The sequence below is a fragment of the Vibrio sp. Vb0304 genome, from assembly GCF_033338995.1.
Taxonomy (GTDB): domain Bacteria; phylum Pseudomonadota; class Gammaproteobacteria; order Enterobacterales; family Vibrionaceae; genus Vibrio; species Vibrio alginolyticus.
In genome coordinates this window covers 1-20569 of sequence record NZ_JAWOTT010000016.1, presented here as the reverse complement: position 1 = coordinate 20569, position 20569 = coordinate 1, and the positions used below count along the sequence as shown (strand labels likewise).

Below are 20569 nucleotides of genomic sequence, written 5' to 3'. Positions count from 1 at the left end.
TAGTATGAAACTTTATTCCTCTCTTACATAAGTTCTTATAGAACGTTACCTCTTCTCGCTTGGTTGCTTATTCACTATGAATCAACAGCCACTTCTGAGATACCGAGCCATAATCAGCGTCAACCCAGCAACCCGAGTAGCCATTACCGATACGGCTCAACTGCTCTGACTCAAGGTTCATTAAGGCTTCTTTGGCTGACTTAATGGTCATTGGAACACGCGTAATAAACTTCTGTTGTTGCTCATCCAGTGAACGAATGCTTTCTTCGGTGTATAGAGCGGCATCGGCGATGAAGTAGCGACTGTTTTGAGCTGCCTTCAGGCAATGAATATGCCGTTTAGTGACCTCTGAGAATGCCTTAGAATCGTTGGTGTTGCCACTAAGCGCTTGCATGTAAACAGGTAGGCCTGCTTGGTTTTCACAAATCAGCTCAAGGACCACTTGATTTAGCTCTGGACGGTGGTCTCGGCTGTAGCCTTTTACCAGCTTGATGGCATTAAGATCTTCGTCTTGGGCGTATTCACCATCGACATGGAAGCTAGTGATATCAAGGTGGACAGAGTCTGTTTTAAGTCCTAGCTTATCAACGACATGCTCTGCAATCGCTTGATAAAGTGCGGCGACATCAGCTTCATATAAAGCATCTAAAGTACGTCCGAGTACATCGTCAGTTAAATGGTGCGCTTCAATGTCTTTAGCGAGCAACTTGGCAACAGGCTTTGTCTCGAAGAAGTCAGAGAACATATGCAGCGTTCTACTGTGAAAGCCAAGGCCATTAAGAATCATTGCTAAGACTGCATCGCCATGTGAAACATTGTGATCCGAGTACTTAGGAATGATGCAATCAATAATGCCTGGTAAACCGATTTCATGACAGAAAGCAGCGATTAGCCCTAAGTGGTCTAGGCGTTTAATGACAGGTTGAGCAGCAGAAATAATAAAGTGACCGTTAAATAACAGTAATAGATCAAAACTGGGGATCGCGGTCAAGATGTCTGTCGCACTAACACCTGTAAACGCTCACTGGATCACATTGTTTTAATTCTGAAATTGGCTGCGGAATGACGGATACAGTGGGCTAAAGAGATGCAAGCTGACGCTGAGATGATGGAAAAGCTGGGGCTTTCCACTGATGAAATTGCGTTTTACCGTGCATTGGTCACCAACGAGGCATCTGTGCGCACCTTGGGCGATGACAACCTGCGCCAACTCGCCATTGAACTCACGCACCAACTGCGTAAATCCGCTACTGTAGATTGGCAGAAACGAGAAAGCGTGCGAGCAAGGATGCGTAACCTTGTACGCCGTTTATTGCGTCGCTGGAAATATCCACCTGATGCGGCTGAAGAGGCGATTAAGCTGGTACTGGATCAAGCAGAAGTGCTGGCTGACGGGTGGTATGCGGCATGATTAAATGAAAGGCAAGGCCTGAGAGCCTTGCCTTTCTATTAGTTATTAGTGTTGACATTGGTCGTGTCTTATCATCTCACTTTCAGCTGAATATTATTTATAGTGTGTTTGTATTTAGAGAATGATCCCAGTAGTTTTCTTTTCCTCTTTAGGCTTAACGACTTTTGGCTTCGCATGTTCTGTATGCTTTCGTTTTGACTTCGTATAAGCGGACTTACGTGCAATACTATGATTTTCGATTTCTGCAATATTTCCTTTTACTACTTTTGCATAGGCAAACTTAGGTAATACTTTGGTCACTTCAATGGTCGCAACTTTGATTTCATCGTGGCCTAAACTCTCTTTTGTCACTGGATCGATAAATTTTTCACCCAAATTGAAGACATCAAAGTATTGTCCTTGCTTAACTGTATTGCCGCCCGAGTTCAAAACTAAAGAGCCATTATCGCCAACTAAAACCACTAACGGATAAATATTATCTTTTAGTTGGTTAAATATTTTTTTCGACGCAATATCAACCAGAAGATTCAAATTGTTTCTACTTGAAGTGGTTGGAATAGTTGCTGACCATTTCACTTGATTATTGACAACATCGAGAATTTGAAATTTTACCAAAACTTTAGAGCTATAGTAGGTTTTCACATCTTTAATGCTTTCCCCTGTGAGCTCTACGGTACGTGAGTTATCGACGACACTTTTGTTAGTGTTAGCAGTAACAACCTGACCAGTTACAAAATACTGTAACGTTGGGTCGAGTCTGTCATATAGTACTTTGAACTTTCGGTCTTGCACCAAAAGTTCTTCGACTTTTTTGCCGATAATAGTGCCTTTTGGGCCAGAAAAACTACCAACAGCGATTGTTCTTCTTTTGGCATTTTGATCTTTTATTTTCTCTCTAGGGTCAACCTCAACCTTAACCTCTAACTTTACCTCACAGCCATAACTTGAACACTTTTCATGTAGCACTTTGTACTTAACGTTCCCTCGCGAGTATGTTGCAGTGCCATCTGCCATAGAGTCGTTTAACTGTTTTGTCTTTCCGTCGTTAATTGATGTAAGGAGTGAAGTGCGGGCACTTTCAATAGATACACCTGAGACCTGTTCTACCGCACGCCTTAAACTGACATCAATAGCCTGATCTAATGTTTCTCCTTGCCCATTTGTTATAACTTTCTCATAACTTGCAGCACTAGATAAACATGAGAATAAGCTTGCTGCGCAAAGTAGTATAAGCCTTTTATTCATGTTAAAAATCCGCCACATCAAACATATCTTCCGATTCAGCCGAGTTAATGTTATCAGAGAGAGTTTCTGCTCCCAGGGCTTCTTGCGCCAGCTTTTCAGCACTCATTCCACTTGCCATATTTTTTGCACTCACAATCTTCTTGGGATGCCAAACGAGTACCGTCCCCACCATTTCATGCCCCATCACAGGGTGTTTACGACGCCATTCAAACTCAGTACTTACACCAGTCATATTTTGTACACTTGATGTCATTGAAGCACTTTGTTGAACGGATTTGATTAATTCATTAGTTAAGCCTGGGGACTTTTTGCGAACAGCACCTGTTATCAAATCGAACTGCTCAGCTTTACTGACACGGTTTTCTTCTGAAGTTGACTCTTGGAAATCGCCATTCAGATTATAGGTTTGTGCCAAGCTCGCCCAAGCGTTGTTCGTTGCAAAGCTCTTAGCTGCTTTACGTTCAATTTTTCTTTCCGTTGGTGAGGATGTATAAGTAACGCCTGCTTGACCGTATGAAATCAACATGGGATAGCCGTCGGAGTCATAGCTAACTTGAGTTCCTACCTTCAGATATAGACTGTCTTTTTGGTTATAAAACATATCGTAGATAGATGTCATTTTAGGGTTAGCTTTATCTTTCTGTGGTGTAATTTGACCGCCGGAATCGATCATTGCACGAACTTGATCTCGTTTATTTGCAGACAAAGCAAGTACAACCCCAACTGTTCCTTGACCAGAATCTCTGATTTCCTCATAGGTTTTGATAATCATCATTCCAGCCAAATCACCGTATGAAGACCTTATAGTTTGCTTGATCACTGATTCTTTAAATAGATCGCGCTTGATCGATGGTGGGGCTGCTTCAAACTCTTTTGGATCAATCCCCATTTCTTGTAATTCTGCATCAAGTTTACCTTCCAGCACCGCAACCACTTTATCTAAGAAGCTTGCCATCTGAGAGTCACTCTTAAAATCCTCTTCAGTCGGGGTCGGCAAGCCGCTATTTTTTGTCATGGAGTAAAGCATGTTATTTTCGACACTGGTATTTAGTGTTTGTAAGTATTCTTTTTGCGCCTCTAATACGGCCTTATCTAATGCTGCTACTCGAAACTCTGCCCATCGAGGGTCATTGCGATCTGCCATGATTTCAGCAGAACCAGAATAAATAAATACACTATGTTGCTTACCCTGTTTATATAAGGTGCGTTTTACGTTTGACACATAAGCATCAAGCTTTTCATCAATGGCATCAGTGGTATCAACATCGTTTTGAACTTGGACCACATCTTTATCGGTTTGTTTGCCCGCAGCCTCTTCTGTTATTTCTGCTACCGTTGTTGTATCTACTAAATTACCTTCTTGAGATGCATGTGTTGGTAATGACAAGCCAGCGATTACCATTGCTGTAAGTAATTGGTTTAATTTCATTTTTAATCACCTAACCCTCTAACTAAAAGTAATGGGCAGCTTTCACTGCCCATCATTTGACGCTACCTACCAGCTCACACTTGAGCCATCCGCTACCTTGCCGACTACTCGCTCTCCTTCCCAATACGCTAAACCATTTTCTATATTGGTTAGTGACATTTGGAAATAGTACTCAATTCGTGTATCTCCGTTATCTAGAGTTGAGTCTCGCTGAAGGATTTTGCCTGATAGGCTAAAGTCTGGGGCTAGTACTTGGTTATCTCCTTTGACACTTGCCTGTTTGACCATTTTGGAATTTTTTAAATCACGCATTTTTTTTGTGGCATCGTCCTCACCGAATGCAGTTGTTACTAAGAACTTGCCTGATTGAAGTAACTTAACTCTTAAAGATTTGGTTAGCTGATCAGTGTCTAAGCGCTGCATAGTGTCATTCTCAATGCCACTTACATAAATAATGTATCGACCACCAACATCTGCTTGAGGGTGAGTCATCAATTTATTAGAAATAATGTCATCGGCCATTTCATTTGCTGCTTTCGAGAAATCAGCGTAAGAGAGGGCTGCTACCACATTTGTCGTTGTATCAGCAGCATCAATATAAGATGTGGTTGTTTTACAACCAACCAAGCTCATCGCAGCTACAACAGCTGCAATTGTCAATTTTTTCATGTTTATCCTTAAATATTTACGACTTTTACGGATGGTTCTATTAATGGAGAGACCGCTTTCACGTAGATGATGTGTTTGTTGGATTCTGTACTAAGCTCAACTGGAATAGTGAAAGATCCTGCCTTTATTTCAACTTTATTGTGTTTGGCTTTGATTCGGGTTGCTTGATATTCACTCGGTAGGGCTGAGAAAGTTCGAATATCAGCACCAGTAGTCACCATTTGTAAAATGGCTAATGCATCACCAAGTAAAGCGTTTTCATCTTTAACTTGTTTTTGAGCGATGGTTTTTAATGTTACTCGGGTGATTTCACGAGCTAAAATATATGGAAACTCCTGATCGAATTCGGCACTAATTATCTTGTCCATATCTGCAATAGTGCTGGTCTTTGAACCATTAATTGTAATGCTGTCAAATGTTGTACCGCGTTTTTTCAAGGTAGGAATTGCGATACCAGCATAAGATACATTGTTAGACAGTAAGAAAATTGGCAGATCAATTCGACGCTCTTCTTTCACTGGCGATTTGCCATTTTCAAAAATCACCCAAACTTGATTTTTTAGCTTAGATTGGCTTGGATTTTTAACCATACTACGTGCCAATTGATAGTCCGCTTTGGCAGCAGGTGAACCAGTAAGAGAATGTACACGCTTGAAAGAGTTAGCAGCTTTTTCAAAGTCTGACTTAGATTTACCTGTGATGAGTAAATGAAGACCGTAAGAGTATGTAGTAAAAGGGTTTACGTAGCCTTCATAAGGTTTCCATTGACCTTGCTCAATACCTGCTTTTTTTAGTGTGTTTTGTGTCAAATCCGATTCTATGGTCTGCTTTACCAAAGCGCTTGACTCACCAGCTTCAGACTCTAGTTCTTCACTTCGCTCCTTAATGATATCTGCAAAATGTTGAGCTGCTCTACGCTGTCGCTCTTCTGCTCTATTAAGTTCAACGCGAGCATTTTGATAGTCATGAAGTGATATAAAATTCCATGCTTTAATGGTATTTGTCATAATGCCGTCGTAATGCGCTTGTTCGTAAGCCAACATGGCGTCATTTCCAACCATTGAACCAATAAGCTCAACTCCCTCAGAAGCAGTACTTTCCGTATCTTCTTCTTTCATCATTGTTTCTGTTTCATCAAGCAGCTTGGTGGATAATTCGTATTCACCTGCATAGTTCAAGCTTGCACCAGCTTGCAATGTCCATAGTAGGTCGCTTGTTTCACCTGAATCGTTATCGTAGCCAGCATGTTCTAAGGCTACTTGAGATGCTCCTGAAAAGTCACCAGAATCAAGTTTTGAATTGAAGCTATCGAAGTCGTTTCTCTGCATCATACTTGTACAGCCTGACAACATAACCACACTGATCGCACTGCTAATTAGTTTTATATTCATTGATTTTATTGTTATCTAAATGATTGATTTTTTGAACTAGAATCACCTTATACTCACAAATAGCACTGCAATCAAGCTCTTAATGTGTGGTTAATTAACACTTTTAGTATTATCCGATTATTGAATGCTATTTATTTGATTTATGTCATTAGGCTCACATGCGTCTCTTGTCTTTGAAAGTTGAGTGTATCTACTAAACGTAAGCGAATATCGATTGTTATCAGTAGGGAAGCTCTTCTTATCTCAATTGGACCATTTCATTATGTGTAGTAGTAATGAAAGGAATTTCAGATAGATATTATCTTCGTGTATATCCCAACGGTTTCATTTTTAGGAGCTTTTTATGCACGAAAACAACTACTATTTTGATGGTCCTGTTACAGCAGATAAGGTGCTCGACGCTGCCGCTGAAATCCTTGCTACACGGGCCCTCCGAGGCGAACAATATTGCAATCCCGAAGCAACAAAAACCTATTTATCTTGCAAATTAAAACACCATGAAAGAGAGGTGTTTGCGGTGATGTTTCTAGATAATCAGCATCGCCTTATTGCTTTTGAAGAGCTCTTCTTTGGCACAATTGATTCGGCAAGTGTTTATCCCCGAGAAGTCCTCAAAGCAGCTTTAAAAGTCAATGCCGCCGCACTCATCTTTGCTCACAATCACCCTTCTGGCGATGCCACACCTTCCCAAGCCGATAAACAAATTACGCAAAGGCTCAAAGAGGCTTTAGCGCTGGTGGACATTCGAGTTCTTGATCATATCGTGGTTGGCGATAGCGCCATCTCTTTTGCAGAAAGGGGGCTACTATGATCCAGAAAACATCGGGTGAACTGGAACTGTTGGATGGCTTTCGTCGAGCATTGCTTTTGGTAATCCAACGTTATTCGATTCCTCCACAAGCTCAACGTATGGTCCTGAACTGTCGACAAAGACGCTATTACCAGACGGGGCAGGGGCTTCATCCCATTGAAATTCAATTTCGTCGGACATCGGCCAGTGAAGATTGGCAGGTCGTCTGTTTAGCGAGTTTTTCTTATTCGGAAAATAAACCGAGTGAGATGGAGCCTGAACTCTACTTTCATCTCTTCAATCTTTGGTGTTATCAACCAGATAGCGGTACTGCAAGTCTCGCACACCCACAAGTGAAAGCGCTGTTAGATACTTGGCTGAATGTGCTCTCTCGACACCTTACTCAGTCCCTCTTTGATGATATTCAGTTATCGATGATCCAAACCTTCGATGAACACCATTCATGATCACATTCTAACCTCGGTCACTTTTAGGAGATCTAACCATGTCTATACTGCATTTTACGCCGTCAGCTCTTGCTGTTTCTAATAAGCTTTTGACGTTATTAAACCAACATTGTCATGCCTCGATGAAATCAACACAGTCCACCAGCCATGCCCTCTCTATCCATTTTCGAGACAAAAGCTATAGCGCGGAAGAGGGGGGATATCATCCGGTTGAGATTGGCCTCAACATTGTGAATGGTAAAACGGTTGATATTCTCTACATTACCGATTTTGCGTATATGGGGAACTATTATCCGGAGCTAGAGCGATGCATTGATTTTGATTTTGGCAATCAAGTCGCTTTTACCGTCGCCACTGGATGGCAAAGCATTCGCTCTCCAGGCATCGATGAGCTGTATCAAATGTGGGAGCAAAACTTTCTTCAGTACGTCGAATGGGAGTGTTACGACGACATTCAGATTTCTCATTAACTTTTATCAATCTAGCTAAGCTTTAACCTGCTGCTTTATATCTCCACCAAAGAATCAATCAAACTCCTGGTTGTGGTAATCCCAACTGTTCATCTCGCTCTGTCACTCTTTCTAATATCCAGTCTTGGACCTCGCTTTCTACCCAAGCCACGCTGCGAAAGCCCAGTGATACCGATTTAGGGAACTTACCCTCAGCCATGAGCTTGTACATGTACGCACGGCTCAAACCTGTATTATCCAGCACTTCTTTTAGTCGAATTAGTCTCATTTTTCTGTCCTCATGATTTGTTCGTCATAAGGAGGTAGCTAGTTGTAATTTTTCCGGACGCTAACTAAGGAGCGCCTATGTCCGAACAGCACGATCTTTTCACTACGCTTGAAAGCGAGATACGCCAGGCATCCCTCAATGAACGTACTCGCACCAAGTTACTCGATAACCTCAAACAAATGAGAGCCACCGAGCTCAACATTCTCATTACAGGAGCCACCGGAGCAGGAAAAAGCTCAACGATTAACGCTCTCTTTGACATGAGTGTTGCAGAGGTGGGCATCAGTTGTGAGCCGCACACGCAGGGTGTTACGCAATATCGTCTGAACAACCTCATTCTTTGGGATAGTCCTGGTCTGGGGGATGGCATCGAAGAAGACAAGCGCCATGCTCGCTTATTGAAAAATACGCTGAGAGCGAGAGATGAGCAGAACCGTTTCGTGATTGACCTGGTACTTGTGATTCTTGATGGTGGCTCACGCGATTTAGGCACACCTATCACCTTGATTAATGATGTGCTTATTCCAGCATTAGGCGAAGACGCACAGCACCGTTTAATTATCGCCATTAATCAAGCCGATAATGCGTTAAAAGGAAATCAATCCTGGGACTACGAAAACAATACACCGACACCTGTGTCGAAAACTTATCTTGAAACCATGGTGCGATCGGTTCATCGACGCGTATTACGCGCAACAGGGGTGTATCTAAAGCCCGTCTACTACGTTGCGGGGCACTGTGATGGATTGGCCAAGCAACGGCCCTATAACCTTTCCAAGTTGCTGTATTTGATTGTTGAACGTTTACCAAAAAATAAACGGCTCTTACTGGCGAATCGCACGCTTTCCCCTCGACATGAGAATTGGAAAGACAACGATGCCAGTGATTACAACAAAAAAACCAGCCTTAGTTTGTGGGAGGCAATCTTCGACACGACGACTCAAGGTGCGCAATACGGCGAAGAAATAGGAAGTGTGTTTGGCACGACAGGCAAGCACCTGGGCAAAATTATAGGCGGTGCGCTAGGGGCATGCTTAGGCGGTTTACGCTATCTCTTTGGCTGGTAGATAAGCGCCGCTACGGTTACATATCTCAAAGCCAACCTCTCTTCGACATAAGTTGTCGCAACTACCTTTTAATATCAACTCATTGAATAACTGTTCAAAGGATACTTCTCATGAAACCAATTGTGCTTACAACAGCACTGTCAGTGCTATTGGCCTTTAATGCGTCTGCTGAAGGCTACAAAGTGGAATATAAAGACATCAATACTCAATGGGGTATGAAAACGAAAATATTTGTAACGGCCCTTTTTGACTTCTCTACCATCTTCGGTATTGAAGTAAACCGAGGTAATTGTGAGGTCGCTTGGCCAGAGATGCCCAAGGTGACGGTAAACAAGAGTAAATACAGTCAATCCGATGATTTACTCAATAATCTGAGTAATCCCGATTACAAAAAGCCATCTAGCGATAGCAAAGCGAATGGTGTTATATGGCACCGTTATCCTGAAGTGGACTTGAAGTACGGTGATTCAACCGGATACGTCACCACAACGCGCTGTCGAGTCTTAGAGATAACGGTCTTCTCCAGTGAAGGGGAGTTCCGCTATACGACGGATTAGGTGACAGAAAGGCCACAGGGGCCTTTCTTTTTTTGTAAACTCAATAGCGACTGTAACCGAAGCTTCTTCCGTTCCCAGATAGTTTGCTTTCTTTTTTAGCAAAGTAACTAACACGGTAAAAGGCTTGATTGTATTGATTCTCATAGAGCTCTTTATCGCCCCTCTTATTGATTTCACACGTGCTGCTCTTAGCGAAATAAACTGCACGATTTGCCTGTTCAACCGAAAGACCTGTTGCACTTGCCCAAGCCTTAGCAATCATTCCAGAAACGTATTCTCCCGTAACATCATCGTAAGGTCCCATTCCTTGAAAAACATCACCATTTAGCAATACGGCAACGTGATAGTGAGGGTTCTCTGAAGTGACGGCCTCTTTGCACCAAATAAATCGTGGCTTAGAGTGGCGGTTGTGCGTCTTACGTTTTAGGTAAGCACACATCATCGCTTTGAAGGACTCTTGAAATTTTGTGATTTGCTTACTTGATACTTTCTCGCTTGAAAAACTTTTGGGGTATCTTAAATCGATACGAAGTAGCAACGTTCGAGAGTATTGCTCTAGAGCCCTATCAAAAGTGCTTTTAATAGCTAAAAGGCAGGAAGGTATTAGAGGTCCTTTCTTGGAGTATACCGGTAAGTCCATATCATCGATGGTGAGTATTTCTGCATGTTCAAGATAATTGTTCATTTCTATCATTCCTATTGGTTAGTGTTCTCAATAGGTAGATAGGTTGTTGTAATTAATTAGATAAGATTCATATAAATACTATTATTACCGACAGTTTTTCACTCCCTTCCTCCAGCCACGTATCTTTGCTCGACAAGGCGTCCTGTAGCTTCAAAACTTGCAAAAGTTACTCTGATAAAAAGTTAGGCCCCCCGTTTGAGAAGGAGTCTCTGATTTTTCTCATTGATACCAATCGCAAATTGCTTTCCATCAACAACATCAAGGGCTTTGATTGTACGTGCTAGGTCCAATGCACGATAAGCAAGAAATTCGATTAACTTATTGACTTTCTCTTTCTCAAGCTTAAGTGTTGCCCAGGCAAAATGTTCACGTATAACACGCTCATACCACTCAATGTCTGTACAAACCTTTCCTTCGACATTGATGAACTTAATGATTTCACTTTCAATAAAGTAATCTATGTGTTCTGCAAACTCTTTATTGCATTTTACGTCAGCAACTTTTTGAAATAATAAAGGTATTGTGAGGTTGTAAACGGGATTCAGCGCACCAGACGATTTTAAATGGGCGATAAAGCTGTAGTAGCTTTTGTGATCGTACATGGATAAGTTCAGAAAAATTATTGACTTCCTTTTCTTTAGAACAGAGTGGCTGAGACCTTTGATATATCCCCTGATATAACCAAGTCTTCTAAGCTTGCTGAGCATTGCTTGAGCTTTACGTTCAGTACATCCCATAAATCTGCATAAATCTCTAAGGCTTATACTATCAACAATCCCAGATTCCGTAGCCTCACTTAAAAGATGGGTAAGCATTAAGCGATTTGACAGCGTCAACTCTTTAGCATGCTGATTACTATACCAAAGATGATTCATCCACCTCCTCATATAGATGGGGCGTTGTTCAAACTGACTATTCAACTCATCAAAATCAATGCCTGTAAGTTGATAGCGTGTGACTGGTCTTCCTCGTTTTCTAGGTGCTTCTTTCTCAGGTATCAAGAGAATAACTTTTGCCTCTATCAATAAGCGTAGACAGCGCCTTATAAGGCGTTCTGAGGCTTGGTATTTTGGGGCCATATATAGAACAGGTTTTCTGTAAAAATTGTCCGATTCGGCATCCAAATACATAAGCAGCAGTAGCATTCTAGCTTCAGCGTTTAGTTTGTCGTTCTCTTGGAAAGTCCAGTTTACAATCATAAAATCACATTTAGATTTATTTATAAGGCGTTTTAGTATGTATATTACATGGTTTTTCTTCCTATGTCTTTGGACTACGTCTAAAGACATAGGTATAGTATGAAGGATGCCAACTATATTGAAAACGCTGGAAGCTAGAGTGATATGAGTGAGAAAAAAATACGTCCATTAGAAGGTTTTAGCTTCAACAATGAATCTCATGTGAAATGGTTAAATACGTATCTAGCAAAAGCCAAAACTAATCCAATTGTCGAAAAGCATTACTTTGGGCTGTTTCAGTTATCAGTATCACCTAAAAAACGACTTCAAAATTTTTTTATAGATTGTAAAAATTCAGCTGATGGTAGAGAGATCTGGTTACTTATGCATGGAGCTTGGGTGAAAAGGTCGAGAAGAGAAAAGCAAAAGCGGAAGGGGAAAAAACAGTATAATTTTGAACTCACTATAGAATTTGGTCAAAATCTTCAAGCTTTAGCCACAAAGAGGGGGCAGACTCAGCAGAAGGTTCTTGAAGAGCTTGTAAATGGTTCATTAACATCAATGCTCGAAGTTCGAAAGTTACAAGAAACTGATAGAATTCTATCACTAGAAGCTACAGCCAATACCACGTTAGAAAAGGAGTTAGGCTCTGCTCGAAAAAAAATTTTAGAGTTGGAGTCAAAAATTGCGACTCTTAAAAAAGAGAACCTTCACAAGCCCTCTCAAAGCGACAATGTTTCTACTAACCATCATGCAGATGAACCGTTACAACTGACTCTAGAAAGAAAAGGTCGTTCAATTATTCACATGCAGCCAAAGGACAGTGACCAAGACTAAGCATCTTTACACTATAAATACCACTAGTAGAGCTGGTGGCTAGGCGCTTGGTGTGAGTATTAACATGAAGGAGATCGGGTTATTGAGTGATCAGCTTGGGGGAAAATACACACTTGGTGTGCTTAATGTAAGGAAATTGTCTGCTTACTGCATGTGAGCATATAACGCGCTGTCAGCGCTGACTATTCACATGAACATGTTGCTTATTTTTGCGAACTAGCATCTAACAGTGAATAAAATCACTGTCTTTAAATACAGCGATGGTTTACACTTTTTGCGTTATATCAACCGGATTATGTAAACTATTTGGACGAAATTGGAATAAAAAATGAAAGCATATCACACATACAGTGCTGTAGACGTTGCATGGAGCTTGCTCAAGCATGCGAAAGAGCAAGGTAAATGCTTCTCCAATTTGCAGCTACAAAAACTTACCTATGTTTGTCATGGTTTATCATTGGCACACTTCCAGCGTCCTCTCGTCGTAGATGATGTATTTGCTTGGAAGTTTGGTCCAGTGGTGCCATCTGTTTACTTTCGCTTTAAATCCTACGGTAGTAGTGTGATCACTGAACAATGTGATGTAGCACTAGACCAAGAAAGTGAGTCTATTGTTAAAGATGTAGTCTCTAAGCTGGGCCATTTGACGGGGCCTCAACTTGTAGATTTAACTCACCGCGAAGGAAGTCCATGGCATCAGGTATGGGATGGCACACACCAAAAAGTGATTCCGGACCATTTGATTCAAGCCCATTACACTCAAATCAAACAATCCGGACGAACAGCTAGCCTGTGAGTAACAAAGAAAATAGTGTCGTCAGTTTTTACATTGACGACACCCCCACAGCTGAACAAGCTTCAAAAACCTTCCAAGACGACTACGAACTGGACTTTCAAGATTTTATAGAAAGAACGGTAAATGAAAGTGCTGCTGAAGACTTCTCGTACTCAAATAATGGAGTAAAGAAAGCTGGAAGACGGCTTCGCAAGAGAGAGGGCGACCTCAAGTCAGCTACTGCTACAATCCAACAGTTTCGAGCCGCACACGAAAAGCCATTAAACACTATCGCATATCTTGTTGGTCGCTGTTGCCGTGAGCTGGGTATAGATGTTAAACCAGTTACACGGTTAAAGCGCTTAGAAACAATCGTAGATAAGTTGCAGCGTAAATCTCTTGATGGTGAAACGGCAAATGCTACTTGTGTAACCAATATGAATGATATTGGCGGCTGCAGGGCGATTTTTCCGGATTTAATTTCATTGGAGAAGGTGAAATCTCAACTGCAACTTACAGTTGAGAAGGTAGGCCGAGTTAGAATTAAAGATATTGATGACTATATTACTAGTCCTAAACCTAATGATTGTGGTTACCGAAGCTTGCATGTGATTTATCGCTATGACCATGCTAGTGGTAAAAGTTTTAACATTGAGGCTCAGCTACGTACTCGACTTCAACATCTTTGGGCTACTACAGTGGAAATTGTCGACATCCTAGAAGGTACCAAGATTAAGACTCACTCTCACAGTTCAAATGAAGGCAAGAGCAGTTTACAGGTTCAATGGGAAGAATTGCTTTCGATAATGAGCCAATACATTGCTGATGCTGAAGGGGCTATAGAGCTAAGTGATATCGATAAAGCAGACTTTTCAAAGCGTTTGGTCGTCTTGGACCGCGAAATCAATGCGCTAAATCGCTTGAGTAGTTTTAAAATTTTATCTGAAAAGGTTAATTCTTACTGTGATAGTTCCATTGAGCACGTATTGCTAGTTATTAACGAAACTTCACGAGAATTGATCTTTAGTGAAGAGTTTGAAAATTACAGCCAAGCAATTTCAGTTTATAACGCAGCTGAGAAAGTCACTCGTAGCTACTCACGAGCAACCTCGAGACTCAATACCCTTCTCATATCCACAAAAAATATGGGCCAACTTTCGGAAGCCTACCCTAACTATCTAGGCGATTGTGCCTCATTCATCACTCTGCTTGAAGACGGAATGCTGTCTGGTGAAAGTTAAATACAAACCTTTCTTGTTGTTATTGACCCTTGTATCTAATCCTGCTTGTTAAAACGTGCTCCAATCTGTCATCGAATTTGGTATGTGTAAAATATGGCTTCCTGTGATGGCTTGAGGGTTAGACTTTATTGTCCCCGTACCCCAAGCCGTACCCAGGGTGTTTTTTGCTAAAGATAAAAGCCGTTCAGGTCCTTATTTTATGCGCTCTAGAAGCACTCCAGACTCCATATGGTGGGTATAAGGGAATTGGTCAAACAGAGCAAAACGCGTCACGTTGTGTGTTTCGCATAGAATGTCCAAGTTCTCTTTTAGAGTCTCAGGGTTACAAGAGATGTACATGATGCGCTCGTAACCTTGCACCATCTTACAAGTATCGACATCCATCCCAGCACGTGGTGGGTCGACAAAAATCGTATTGCAGTTGTAGCTCTTCAGATCTACACCTGCATCTTGTAGACGACGGAATTCACGCTTACCTTCGATCGCTTGAGTAAATTCCTCGGCTGATAGACGTAAGATTTGTACGTTATCAATCTTATTGGCGGCGATGTTGTACTGTGCAGATACAACCGATGGCTTCGCTAGCTCAGTTGCAAGAACGCGGTCGAAATTCTGTGCCAACGCCAGCGAGAAGTTACCGTTACCACAGTAAAGTTCTAGTAGGTCACCAGTGCTTTCTTGGGTACAGTCGACAGCCCATTCCAGCATCTTCTCTGCGACTTTGCCGTTCGGCTGAGTGAAGCTGTTCTCTACTTGTTGGTAGATGTAGCTTTGACCATTTACATCGAGCTTCTCGATCACGTAGTCGCGGTCTAGGACAATCTTCATCTTACGAGCACGACCAATGATGTTTAGATTGAAGCCTTCATCATTTAAACGCTGTTTAAGGGCTTTCGCGTTTTCAATCCACTCTTCATCAAGTTGGCGATGGTAAAGGAGTGAAACCAGAATCTCACCGCTTAGCGTCGACAGGAAATCCACCTGGAACAGTTTACGACGTAGTGAGTCGTTGTCTTTCATCGCTTCAACCAATAGCGGCATCAGGTCGTTGATCAGACGGCTTGCTGCAGGGAATTGGTCAACACGGTATTTCTCACGAGTTTCTTGGTTGAACATGATGTAGTAAAGATCTTCGCCTTCATGCCAAACACGGAACTCAGCACGCATACGGTAGTGCTGCTCTGGTGATTCAAACACTTCCAGTTCTGGCACGTTGTATGGCGCGAACATATCAGTGAGACGTTCGACTTTTTCAGCCAGTTGTTCTTGGTAGCGTTGTGGGTTTACATCAAGAGTAGCCATGATCTTACCTTTTATGGTGCATTCAATTTAAGAGCGCAGATTTTATTCAATCTCAATAGGATGTCCAGTTTTGTACTGGAATTGATTTAAAGATAGTGCGTACAGGCAGAGTAGAAAGCAAAATCAATAAAGACGTTACAACTTCTAAGGGCAATATTGGCTGGACAAATAATCAATAGCTGAATAATATTTGCCTCAAGTTGGTGCTATCTAGCAATCTAGATGGCTGAAATGGGAATCTGGTGTGAATCCAGAACTGACGCGCAGCGGTAAAAGAGAACGAACGCTCATCAGACACTGCATTAGTTTATGTGGGAAGTCGAGCAAGTAGGCGGTAAACCCGTGCTCTTGAGTCCGAATACCTGCCAACAACTGAGCCACAGCACTGGACTGTCATGATGACAGGGCTCGGAAGGAATTACGCGATTTAGGACAATACAATGAGAAAATCCGCACTGGCGATCACTTTGGCATCGCTGCTTTCACCTGTCTCTTATCTACAGGCCCAAGAAACCTCCACTGACCAAACCATCGTTGTTACGGCAAACCGTTTTGAGCAAGCCGAAAGCCGTACGTTGGCAGATGTCGAAGTAGTTACTCGACAAGACATCGATCGCATTCAAGCGAAAACCCTACCAGATGTATTGCGTCGCCTTACCGGGATTCAAGTTTCACAAAATGGTGGTCGTGGTCAGTTAGCGTCTTTATTTGTTCGTGGAACCAGTTCCGACCAAGTTTTAGTACTGGTTGATGGCGTACGTTTTGCACGAGCAGCGAAGGGCGCTGTGGACTTTAACCAAATCCCACTTACTTACGTTCAACGTATTGAGTACGTGCGTGGTGCGCGTGCGTCACTTTATGGCTCGGAAGCGATTGGTGGCGTGATCAATATCATCACCATTGCGCGTGCTGACGAAGAAGGAACGAAGTTAAGTGCGGGTTTAGGTAGTTTAGATTATCAAGAATTGAGTGTGGCATCTGGTATTAAAGTCACAGAGAGCGGCCAGCTAAATATCGCGCTTGGTAGTGAAAGTGATGATGGTTATAACGTTCGTCCTGTACCGGGAGTTAATGACGGTGATCGCCATGGCTTTGATACAAAGAATGGTCTGCTAGGTTACGTGCATAACTTCAATGACCAGTGGTCTGCATTTGGTAACCTACGTGCTTACGAAAATGTTTATCAATATGACAGCAGCTACGGTAGTCGCGGTTACTACGAAGCAGAAAAAGACGATCTTTCTGTCACTCTGGGCGGTAAGTATCAGTCTGATAATGTGATGTCAGAACTACAAGTAACAGCACAGAAACAGAAGTCTTGGAACTATGAGCAAGCAAAAGGCAAACACTCAGGTACTGAAGATGAACTTGAGCAGCAAAATGTCCAGTGGACCAACAGTTACTTGCTAAACAACAATACGACGTTGGCTGGTGGTATTGATTGGCGCAACGAGTCTTATAAAGACAAGAGTGCGAATAAAACGTTTGATCGTACCAATGGCGCTCTGTTTGGTATGGCAACCACTAGTATTGATAAAGCAATGCTCGAGGGCAGTGCTCGCCTTGATGATAATGAAGAATACGGTAGTGAGTTCACTTACAGTTTAGCGGCTGGTTACCAGTTTGTACCAGAGTTTGGGGTTAAAGCCTCTTTTGGTACTGCGTTTAAGGCTCCAAACCTATATCAGCAGTATGACCCGACATACGGTGAGAAAGATCTGAAGCCGGAAGAGTCAGATGCTTGGGAGCTAGCATTCAGCGGTGATGTCCAAGGCGTTTTTTGGTCCGTCACGGGTTATGACTATAAAATCACGAATCTTATCGATTACCATCCAACCACGTACAAATATTTGAATGTCGATGGTGAAACACATATCCAAGGTGTGGAGCTTGTTGCTGAGTTTGATACAGGGATTGTGCAGCACCAGTTGAGTGCAGATTACAAAGATGCTGAAGACGATAAAGGGCATCAGTTGCAGCGTCGCGCTAAAGAAATGTATAAGTGGAATGCTTTAGTGAGCTTCGATAAAGTGGACTGGTCGGTTAGCTATCAGTACGTCGGTAAGCGTCCAGATGTGGATTACAGCACTTGGCCTTCACAAGATATCACGCTTTCTTCTTACTCGTTGGTTGATACGGCAGTGACTTACTATCCGAATGAGTCGACCTCTATTAGCGCTCGTATCGATAATCTACTTGATGAAGAGTATGAGATGGCAAAAGGTTACCCCGCTGCAGAGCGAGCGTACTATATCAACGTTGGCTACGAATTCTAATCGTGAATGAGCACAAACCGCCTTCGGGCGGTTTTTAATATTTTGTGGTGGAAAATCGAATGAAGAAACCCAAGCGAGTGGTGATCAGTTGGTCCAGTGGTAAAGATTCGACATTAACGCTTGAGCGCCTTAACGAGAATCCAAATTATCAAGTTGTCGGTTTGTACACGACTTACGTAGGGAAAGAAGTCCCTTTCCAAGCAACTCCGCTTGAAGTCGTACAAATGCAAGCAGACTTACTTGCGCTTCCGCTCATTACTATCGAGCTACCTGAAATCTTTCCAAGTAACGACATTTATCAATCGACCATCGTTAATGCATTACAAAGTAGTGGTCTGAACATAGAAGCTGTCGCATTTGGTGATATGTTTTGTAATGGCATTGCCGATTACCGACGCAGCTATATTGAACCTGTTGGCTGGGAATGCGTCTTTCCTCTATTAGGGGAGAGCAGCGAAAAACTAGCGATGGAAATCATAGAGCGTGGTATTCAAACTATGTTAATCACCATCGACGGAAGAGTTCTCCCTCCAGAATGGTGTGGTCGCTGGTATGACAAAGCCCTAATAGAGTCATTACCAAGTCAAATTGATCCCTGTGGGGAAAATGGTGAATTTCACACATTGGTCACGTCTTCGCCATCTTTTCAAGGACATATCGAGTTGACGAAGCGAGATGTAGAATCTGGAGATAGATTCAGCCATCAAAGATACCATGCTAAAGCATTGCCAAAACAAATCTACGCAGTATGATCGCAACGTTTCTGTTCTTTAGGTAAGACTCGTGCGAGTAGCAAGTAAGAAAAAAGTCCTAGTTTTTGACTCTGGTGTTGGTGGTCTTTCTGTATTCCAAGAGATACATCGCCTATTGCCCCAGCTAGACTACTTATACTTATTCGATAATCAGGCTTACCCTTATGGTGAACTCGATCAGGCTGTACTCGTTTCACGAGTTAACCAACTGGTCTCTTCTTTAGTCGAAGAACACCAAGTCGACATTGTCGTCATTGCTTGCAACACGGCGAGCACCATAGTGCTTCCTTCCTTACGCGAAAATTTATCGATTCCCGTTGTTGGTGTTGTCCCTGCGATTAAACCCGCATCGCTTTTAGCATCAAAAGGGGTAGGGCTGATCGCCACTCCGGCGACAGTAACACGCCAATATACTCACGAGTTAATACGAGACTTTGCGCAAGGCAAACCAGTTGAGCTGTTGGGATCAACTCGCTTGGTGGATATGGCCGAAGAGAAGTTGCGAGGCAACAGCGTTTCTCTAGACGAACTGACAAAAATCCTGCTTCCGCTTCGCGATAAAGTAGACGTTGCGGTGCTCGGTTGTACTCACTTCCCTTTAATCAAAGAGGAAATTCATCAAGCTTTGGGTGGGGACGTTACTTTAATTGATTCGGGTGCAGCCATTGCACGTCGAGTAAAAGCATTACTATTAAGTGATGAAATTGAGGATACGGAAGAGGGAAGTAAGTCGATTTATGCCAGTGCAACTCCTTGGCAGGAAGATGCACTGAACATTTGTTTAAAGAAGCTAGGTTTTAATCCTGTTCTGGTTTACCACCATCCGGGTGTTTAGGATCGTTCGCAATTCTAACTTTTAGCGTTCTTTCCATATATTCCTTTTCATTAAGTTTAGCGATAGCTGGCTTGGCATCTGCCGCAGCCATCACGACAAAACCAAACCCTCTTCTTTTTCCAGTGCGCTTATCTTTCATTAAGCGTACTGCATAGACCTGTCCATATTCAGCAAACAAATCGCGAACGTGACTCTCATTGGCCTTATAAGGAAGGTTGCCGACATACAGCGTTTTAGTTGAAGGATCAGGATCCGAAGATTGAAGAACAGGTGTTTTGCTAGAAAATGAAAAAAGAAAAGCAGTAGCGATAACACCAATGAGGAAGCTCAAGGCTGGTGGGATGATGAATTGAGAGAAGATGATTCCCCCAACGATGGCCAGCCCAACACATAAAATCAGATTTTTTTTAGACGTCATTTTAATTACTACACATAGTGATAAAGAGATCGATTGCCCATTAACAGAATAGACACATGAATCTTACGTATATGGTTGGTGTTTTTCCAACCAATTGCTGTGATATGTCTCAAATGTGACGAAGAAATATGCAAATATCGCACTTTTGGCTAATTTGTGACCGGTTGGTTTTTTATTTGCAAAAAACACTTGTACTAATTTCTCAACTCCCTATACTGCGCATCCACCGACACGGAGTGAGACGAAAGTCACACAGCGAGTCGGGAAGAGAGAAAAAAGAATTTGAAAAAATGCTTGACTCTCTCACGGTGTGAAGTAAGATACGCACCCCTAACGACGAGCAACTAAGTTGCTGAAAATGTTAGAAAAGCTCTTTAAAAATAAGAACCTATCAATCTGTGTGGGCACTCGTTGATGATAATCCAATTAGATACTTCGGTATCAAATTAGGTTTCAATGAAACGAAGTGACCATTGAATCGAAAGATTCAGCACAGTCAATTCAAA

At 42.3% G+C, this 20569-nt stretch carries 20 protein-coding genes, 2 pseudogenes and 1 riboswitch; of the genes and pseudogenes, 12 read left to right on the top strand and 10 right to left on the bottom strand.

The window, feature by feature from the left end:
- Positions 1-70 precede the first annotated feature (70 nt).
- Positions 71-937, bottom strand: a pseudogene (locus R7P35_RS17300) (IS1634 family transposase); the annotation flags it as partial.
- Positions 938-1069: 132 nt separating this feature from the next.
- Here R7P35_RS17300 and R7P35_RS17295 point away from each other — a divergent pair.
- Positions 1070-1411 (top strand): annotated as a pseudogene (locus tag R7P35_RS17295) (type I restriction enzyme endonuclease domain-containing protein); the annotation flags it as partial.
- A 114-nt stretch (positions 1412-1525) separates the two neighbouring features.
- Here R7P35_RS17295 and R7P35_RS17290 read toward each other — a convergent pair.
- The 4 genes from R7P35_RS17290 to R7P35_RS17275 all read right to left on the bottom strand — a co-directional run bounded on the left by R7P35_RS17290 (position 1526) and on the right by R7P35_RS17275 (position 6145).
- Complete coding sequence (locus tag R7P35_RS17290; protein ID WP_213905047.1) at positions 1526-2656, bottom strand: hypothetical protein; 1131 nt, start codon at positions 2654-2656, stop codon at positions 1526-1528.
- 1 nt (position 2657) lies between these two features.
- A complete protein-coding gene (locus tag R7P35_RS17285; protein WP_213905048.1) occupies positions 2658-4085 on the bottom strand; it encodes a DUF6844 domain-containing protein in 1428 nt (475 codons plus the stop codon).
- 66 nt (positions 4086-4151) lie between these two features.
- A complete protein-coding gene (gene lpoB, locus R7P35_RS17280; RefSeq protein WP_005393740.1) occupies positions 4152-4754 on the bottom strand; it encodes a penicillin-binding protein activator LpoB in 603 nt (200 codons plus the stop codon).
- 8 nt (positions 4755-4762) lie between these two features.
- The gene (locus R7P35_RS17275) at positions 4763-6145 is read right to left on the bottom strand and encodes a COG3014 family protein (RefSeq protein ID WP_250158402.1); all 1383 of its coding nucleotides are present in this window, start codon (positions 6143-6145) and stop codon (positions 4763-4765) included.
- A gap of 343 nt (positions 6146-6488) precedes the next feature.
- Here R7P35_RS17275 and radC point away from each other — a divergent pair, with 343 nt between their 5' ends.
- The 3 genes from radC to R7P35_RS17260 are packed head-to-tail and all read left to right on the top strand — an operon-like array spanning position 6489 to position 7872.
- Entirely contained in the window at positions 6489-6956 is a 468-nt protein-coding gene (gene radC, locus R7P35_RS17270) for a RadC family protein (protein ID WP_025575953.1), read from the top strand.
- Positions 6953-7402: a DUF2787 family protein gene (locus tag R7P35_RS17265; RefSeq protein ID WP_213905049.1), complete on the top strand. Its 450-nt coding sequence runs from the start codon at positions 6953-6955 to the stop codon at positions 7400-7402. The genes radC and R7P35_RS17265 overlap by 4 nt, the downstream gene beginning before the upstream one ends.
- 38 nt (positions 7403-7440) lie before the next feature.
- Positions 7441-7872 carry a DUF2787 domain-containing protein gene (locus R7P35_RS17260; RefSeq protein ID WP_140279178.1) on the top strand — a complete coding sequence of 144 codons (432 nt, stop codon included), beginning with the start codon at positions 7441-7443 and terminating at the stop codon, positions 7870-7872.
- Between the two features lie 58 nt (positions 7873-7930).
- Here the strand turns inward: R7P35_RS17260 and R7P35_RS17255 are convergent, their stop codons facing one another.
- A complete protein-coding gene (locus tag R7P35_RS17255; protein ID WP_213905050.1) occupies positions 7931-8140 on the bottom strand; it encodes a helix-turn-helix transcriptional regulator in 210 nt (69 codons plus the stop codon).
- A gap of 77 nt (positions 8141-8217) precedes the next feature.
- Between R7P35_RS17255 and R7P35_RS17250 the strand changes: the two genes are divergently transcribed.
- Positions 8218-9207, top strand: coding sequence for a GTPase family protein (locus R7P35_RS17250; RefSeq protein WP_140089486.1), 990 nt, complete (start codon positions 8218-8220; stop codon positions 9205-9207).
- 110 nt (positions 9208-9317) lie between these two features.
- Positions 9318-9764: a hypothetical protein gene (locus R7P35_RS17245; protein ID WP_213905051.1), complete on the top strand. Its 447-nt coding sequence runs from the start codon at positions 9318-9320 to the stop codon at positions 9762-9764.
- Positions 9765-9804: 40 nt separating this feature from the next.
- Here R7P35_RS17245 and R7P35_RS17240 read toward each other — a convergent pair whose 3' ends face one another.
- Positions 9805-10449 carry an inovirus Gp2 family protein gene (locus R7P35_RS17240; RefSeq protein ID WP_318092400.1) on the bottom strand — a complete coding sequence of 215 codons (645 nt, stop codon included), beginning with the start codon at positions 10447-10449 and terminating at the stop codon, positions 9805-9807.
- Positions 10450-10631: 182 nt separating this feature from the next.
- Positions 10632-11648, bottom strand: coding sequence for a hypothetical protein (locus R7P35_RS17235; protein ID WP_318092398.1), 1017 nt, complete (start codon positions 11646-11648; stop codon positions 10632-10634).
- Between the two features lie 144 nt (positions 11649-11792).
- Between R7P35_RS17235 and R7P35_RS17230 the strand changes: the two genes are divergently transcribed.
- The 3 genes from R7P35_RS17230 (at position 11793) to R7P35_RS17220 (ending at position 14480) form a co-directional block, all read left to right on the top strand.
- The gene (locus tag R7P35_RS17230) at positions 11793-12464 is read left to right on the top strand and encodes a hypothetical protein (RefSeq protein WP_213905054.1); all 672 of its coding nucleotides are present in this window, start codon (positions 11793-11795) and stop codon (positions 12462-12464) included.
- Positions 12465-12792: 328 nt separating this feature from the next.
- Positions 12793-13260, top strand: coding sequence for a Panacea domain-containing protein (locus R7P35_RS17225; RefSeq protein WP_005378671.1), 468 nt, complete (start codon positions 12793-12795; stop codon positions 13258-13260).
- On the top strand, positions 13257-14480 hold the full coding sequence (locus R7P35_RS17220; RefSeq protein WP_213905055.1) for a RelA/SpoT domain-containing protein: 1224 nt from the start codon (positions 13257-13259) through the stop codon (positions 14478-14480). Before R7P35_RS17225 ends, R7P35_RS17220 begins: the two co-directional genes overlap by 4 nt.
- A gap of 192 nt (positions 14481-14672) precedes the next feature.
- Here R7P35_RS17220 and trmA read toward each other — a convergent pair whose 3' ends face one another.
- Complete coding sequence (trmA, locus tag R7P35_RS17215; protein WP_213905056.1) at positions 14673-15782, bottom strand: tRNA (uridine(54)-C5)-methyltransferase TrmA; 1110 nt, start codon at positions 15780-15782, stop codon at positions 14673-14675.
- Between the two features lie 184 nt (positions 15783-15966).
- A riboswitch (cobalamin riboswitch) is annotated at positions 15967-16167 on the top strand.
- A gap of 55 nt (positions 16168-16222) precedes the next feature.
- Between trmA and btuB the strand changes: the two genes are divergently transcribed.
- From btuB to murI, 3 genes are read left to right on the top strand one after another with little or no spacing between them, the layout of a single operon-like run.
- Complete coding sequence (gene btuB / locus R7P35_RS17210) at positions 16223-18058, top strand: TonB-dependent vitamin B12 receptor (protein WP_213905057.1); 1836 nt, start codon at positions 16223-16225, stop codon at positions 18056-18058.
- A 59-nt stretch (positions 18059-18117) separates the two neighbouring features.
- Entirely contained in the window at positions 18118-18810 is a 693-nt protein-coding gene (locus R7P35_RS17205) for an ATPase (protein WP_005378675.1), read from the top strand.
- Between the two features lie 31 nt (positions 18811-18841).
- Complete coding sequence (murI, locus tag R7P35_RS17200) at positions 18842-19645, top strand: glutamate racemase (protein ID WP_064354402.1); 804 nt, start codon at positions 18842-18844, stop codon at positions 19643-19645.
- Here the strand turns inward: murI and R7P35_RS17195 are convergent.
- Positions 19608-20063 (bottom strand): RNA-binding protein, encoded by a 456-nt coding sequence (locus R7P35_RS17195; protein WP_017636066.1) that lies wholly within the window; start codon positions 20061-20063, stop codon positions 19608-19610. The two genes, murI and R7P35_RS17195, sit on opposite strands and share 38 nt — an antisense overlap.
- Between the last annotated feature and the right edge of the window lie 506 nt (positions 20064-20569).

Coding starts and splice junctions, on each gene's coding strand:
- R7P35_RS17230 (WP_213905054.1), top strand. CDS start 11,793: ATGAGTGAGAAAAAAATACGTCCATTAGAAGGTTTTAGCTTCAACAAT.
- trmA (WP_213905056.1), bottom strand. CDS start 15,782: ATGGCTACTCTTGATGTAAACCCACAACGCTACCAAGAACAACTGGCT.
- R7P35_RS17205 (WP_005378675.1), top strand. CDS start 18,118: ATGAAGAAACCCAAGCGAGTGGTGATCAGTTGGTCCAGTGGTAAAGAT.
- R7P35_RS17225 (WP_005378671.1), top strand. CDS start 12,793: ATGAAAGCATATCACACATACAGTGCTGTAGACGTTGCATGGAGCTTG.
- R7P35_RS17255 (WP_213905050.1), bottom strand. CDS start 8,140: ATGAGACTAATTCGACTAAAAGAAGTGCTGGATAATACAGGTTTGAGC.
- R7P35_RS17285 (WP_213905048.1), bottom strand. CDS start 4,085: ATGAAATTAAACCAATTACTTACAGCAATGGTAATCGCTGGCTTGTCA.
- R7P35_RS17265 (WP_213905049.1), top strand. CDS start 6,953: ATGATCCAGAAAACATCGGGTGAACTGGAACTGTTGGATGGCTTTCGT.
- R7P35_RS17240 (WP_318092400.1), bottom strand. CDS start 10,449: ATGAACAATTATCTTGAACATGCAGAAATACTCACCATCGATGATATG.
- radC (WP_025575953.1), top strand. CDS start 6,489: ATGCACGAAAACAACTACTATTTTGATGGTCCTGTTACAGCAGATAAG.
- R7P35_RS17250 (WP_140089486.1), top strand. CDS start 8,218: ATGTCCGAACAGCACGATCTTTTCACTACGCTTGAAAGCGAGATACGC.
- R7P35_RS17245 (WP_213905051.1), top strand. CDS start 9,318: ATGAAACCAATTGTGCTTACAACAGCACTGTCAGTGCTATTGGCCTTT.
- R7P35_RS17260 (WP_140279178.1), top strand. CDS start 7,441: ATGTCTATACTGCATTTTACGCCGTCAGCTCTTGCTGTTTCTAATAAG.
- btuB (WP_213905057.1), top strand. CDS start 16,223: ATGAGAAAATCCGCACTGGCGATCACTTTGGCATCGCTGCTTTCACCT.
- R7P35_RS17195 (WP_017636066.1), bottom strand. CDS start 20,063: ATGACGTCTAAAAAAAATCTGATTTTATGTGTTGGGCTGGCCATCGTT.
- R7P35_RS17275 (WP_250158402.1), bottom strand. CDS start 6,145: ATGAATATAAAACTAATTAGCAGTGCGATCAGTGTGGTTATGTTGTCA.
- R7P35_RS17235 (WP_318092398.1), bottom strand. CDS start 11,648: ATGATTGTAAACTGGACTTTCCAAGAGAACGACAAACTAAACGCTGAA.
- lpoB (WP_005393740.1), bottom strand. CDS start 4,754: ATGAAAAAATTGACAATTGCAGCTGTTGTAGCTGCGATGAGCTTGGTT.
- R7P35_RS17290 (WP_213905047.1), bottom strand. CDS start 2,656: ATGAATAAAAGGCTTATACTACTTTGCGCAGCAAGCTTATTCTCATGT.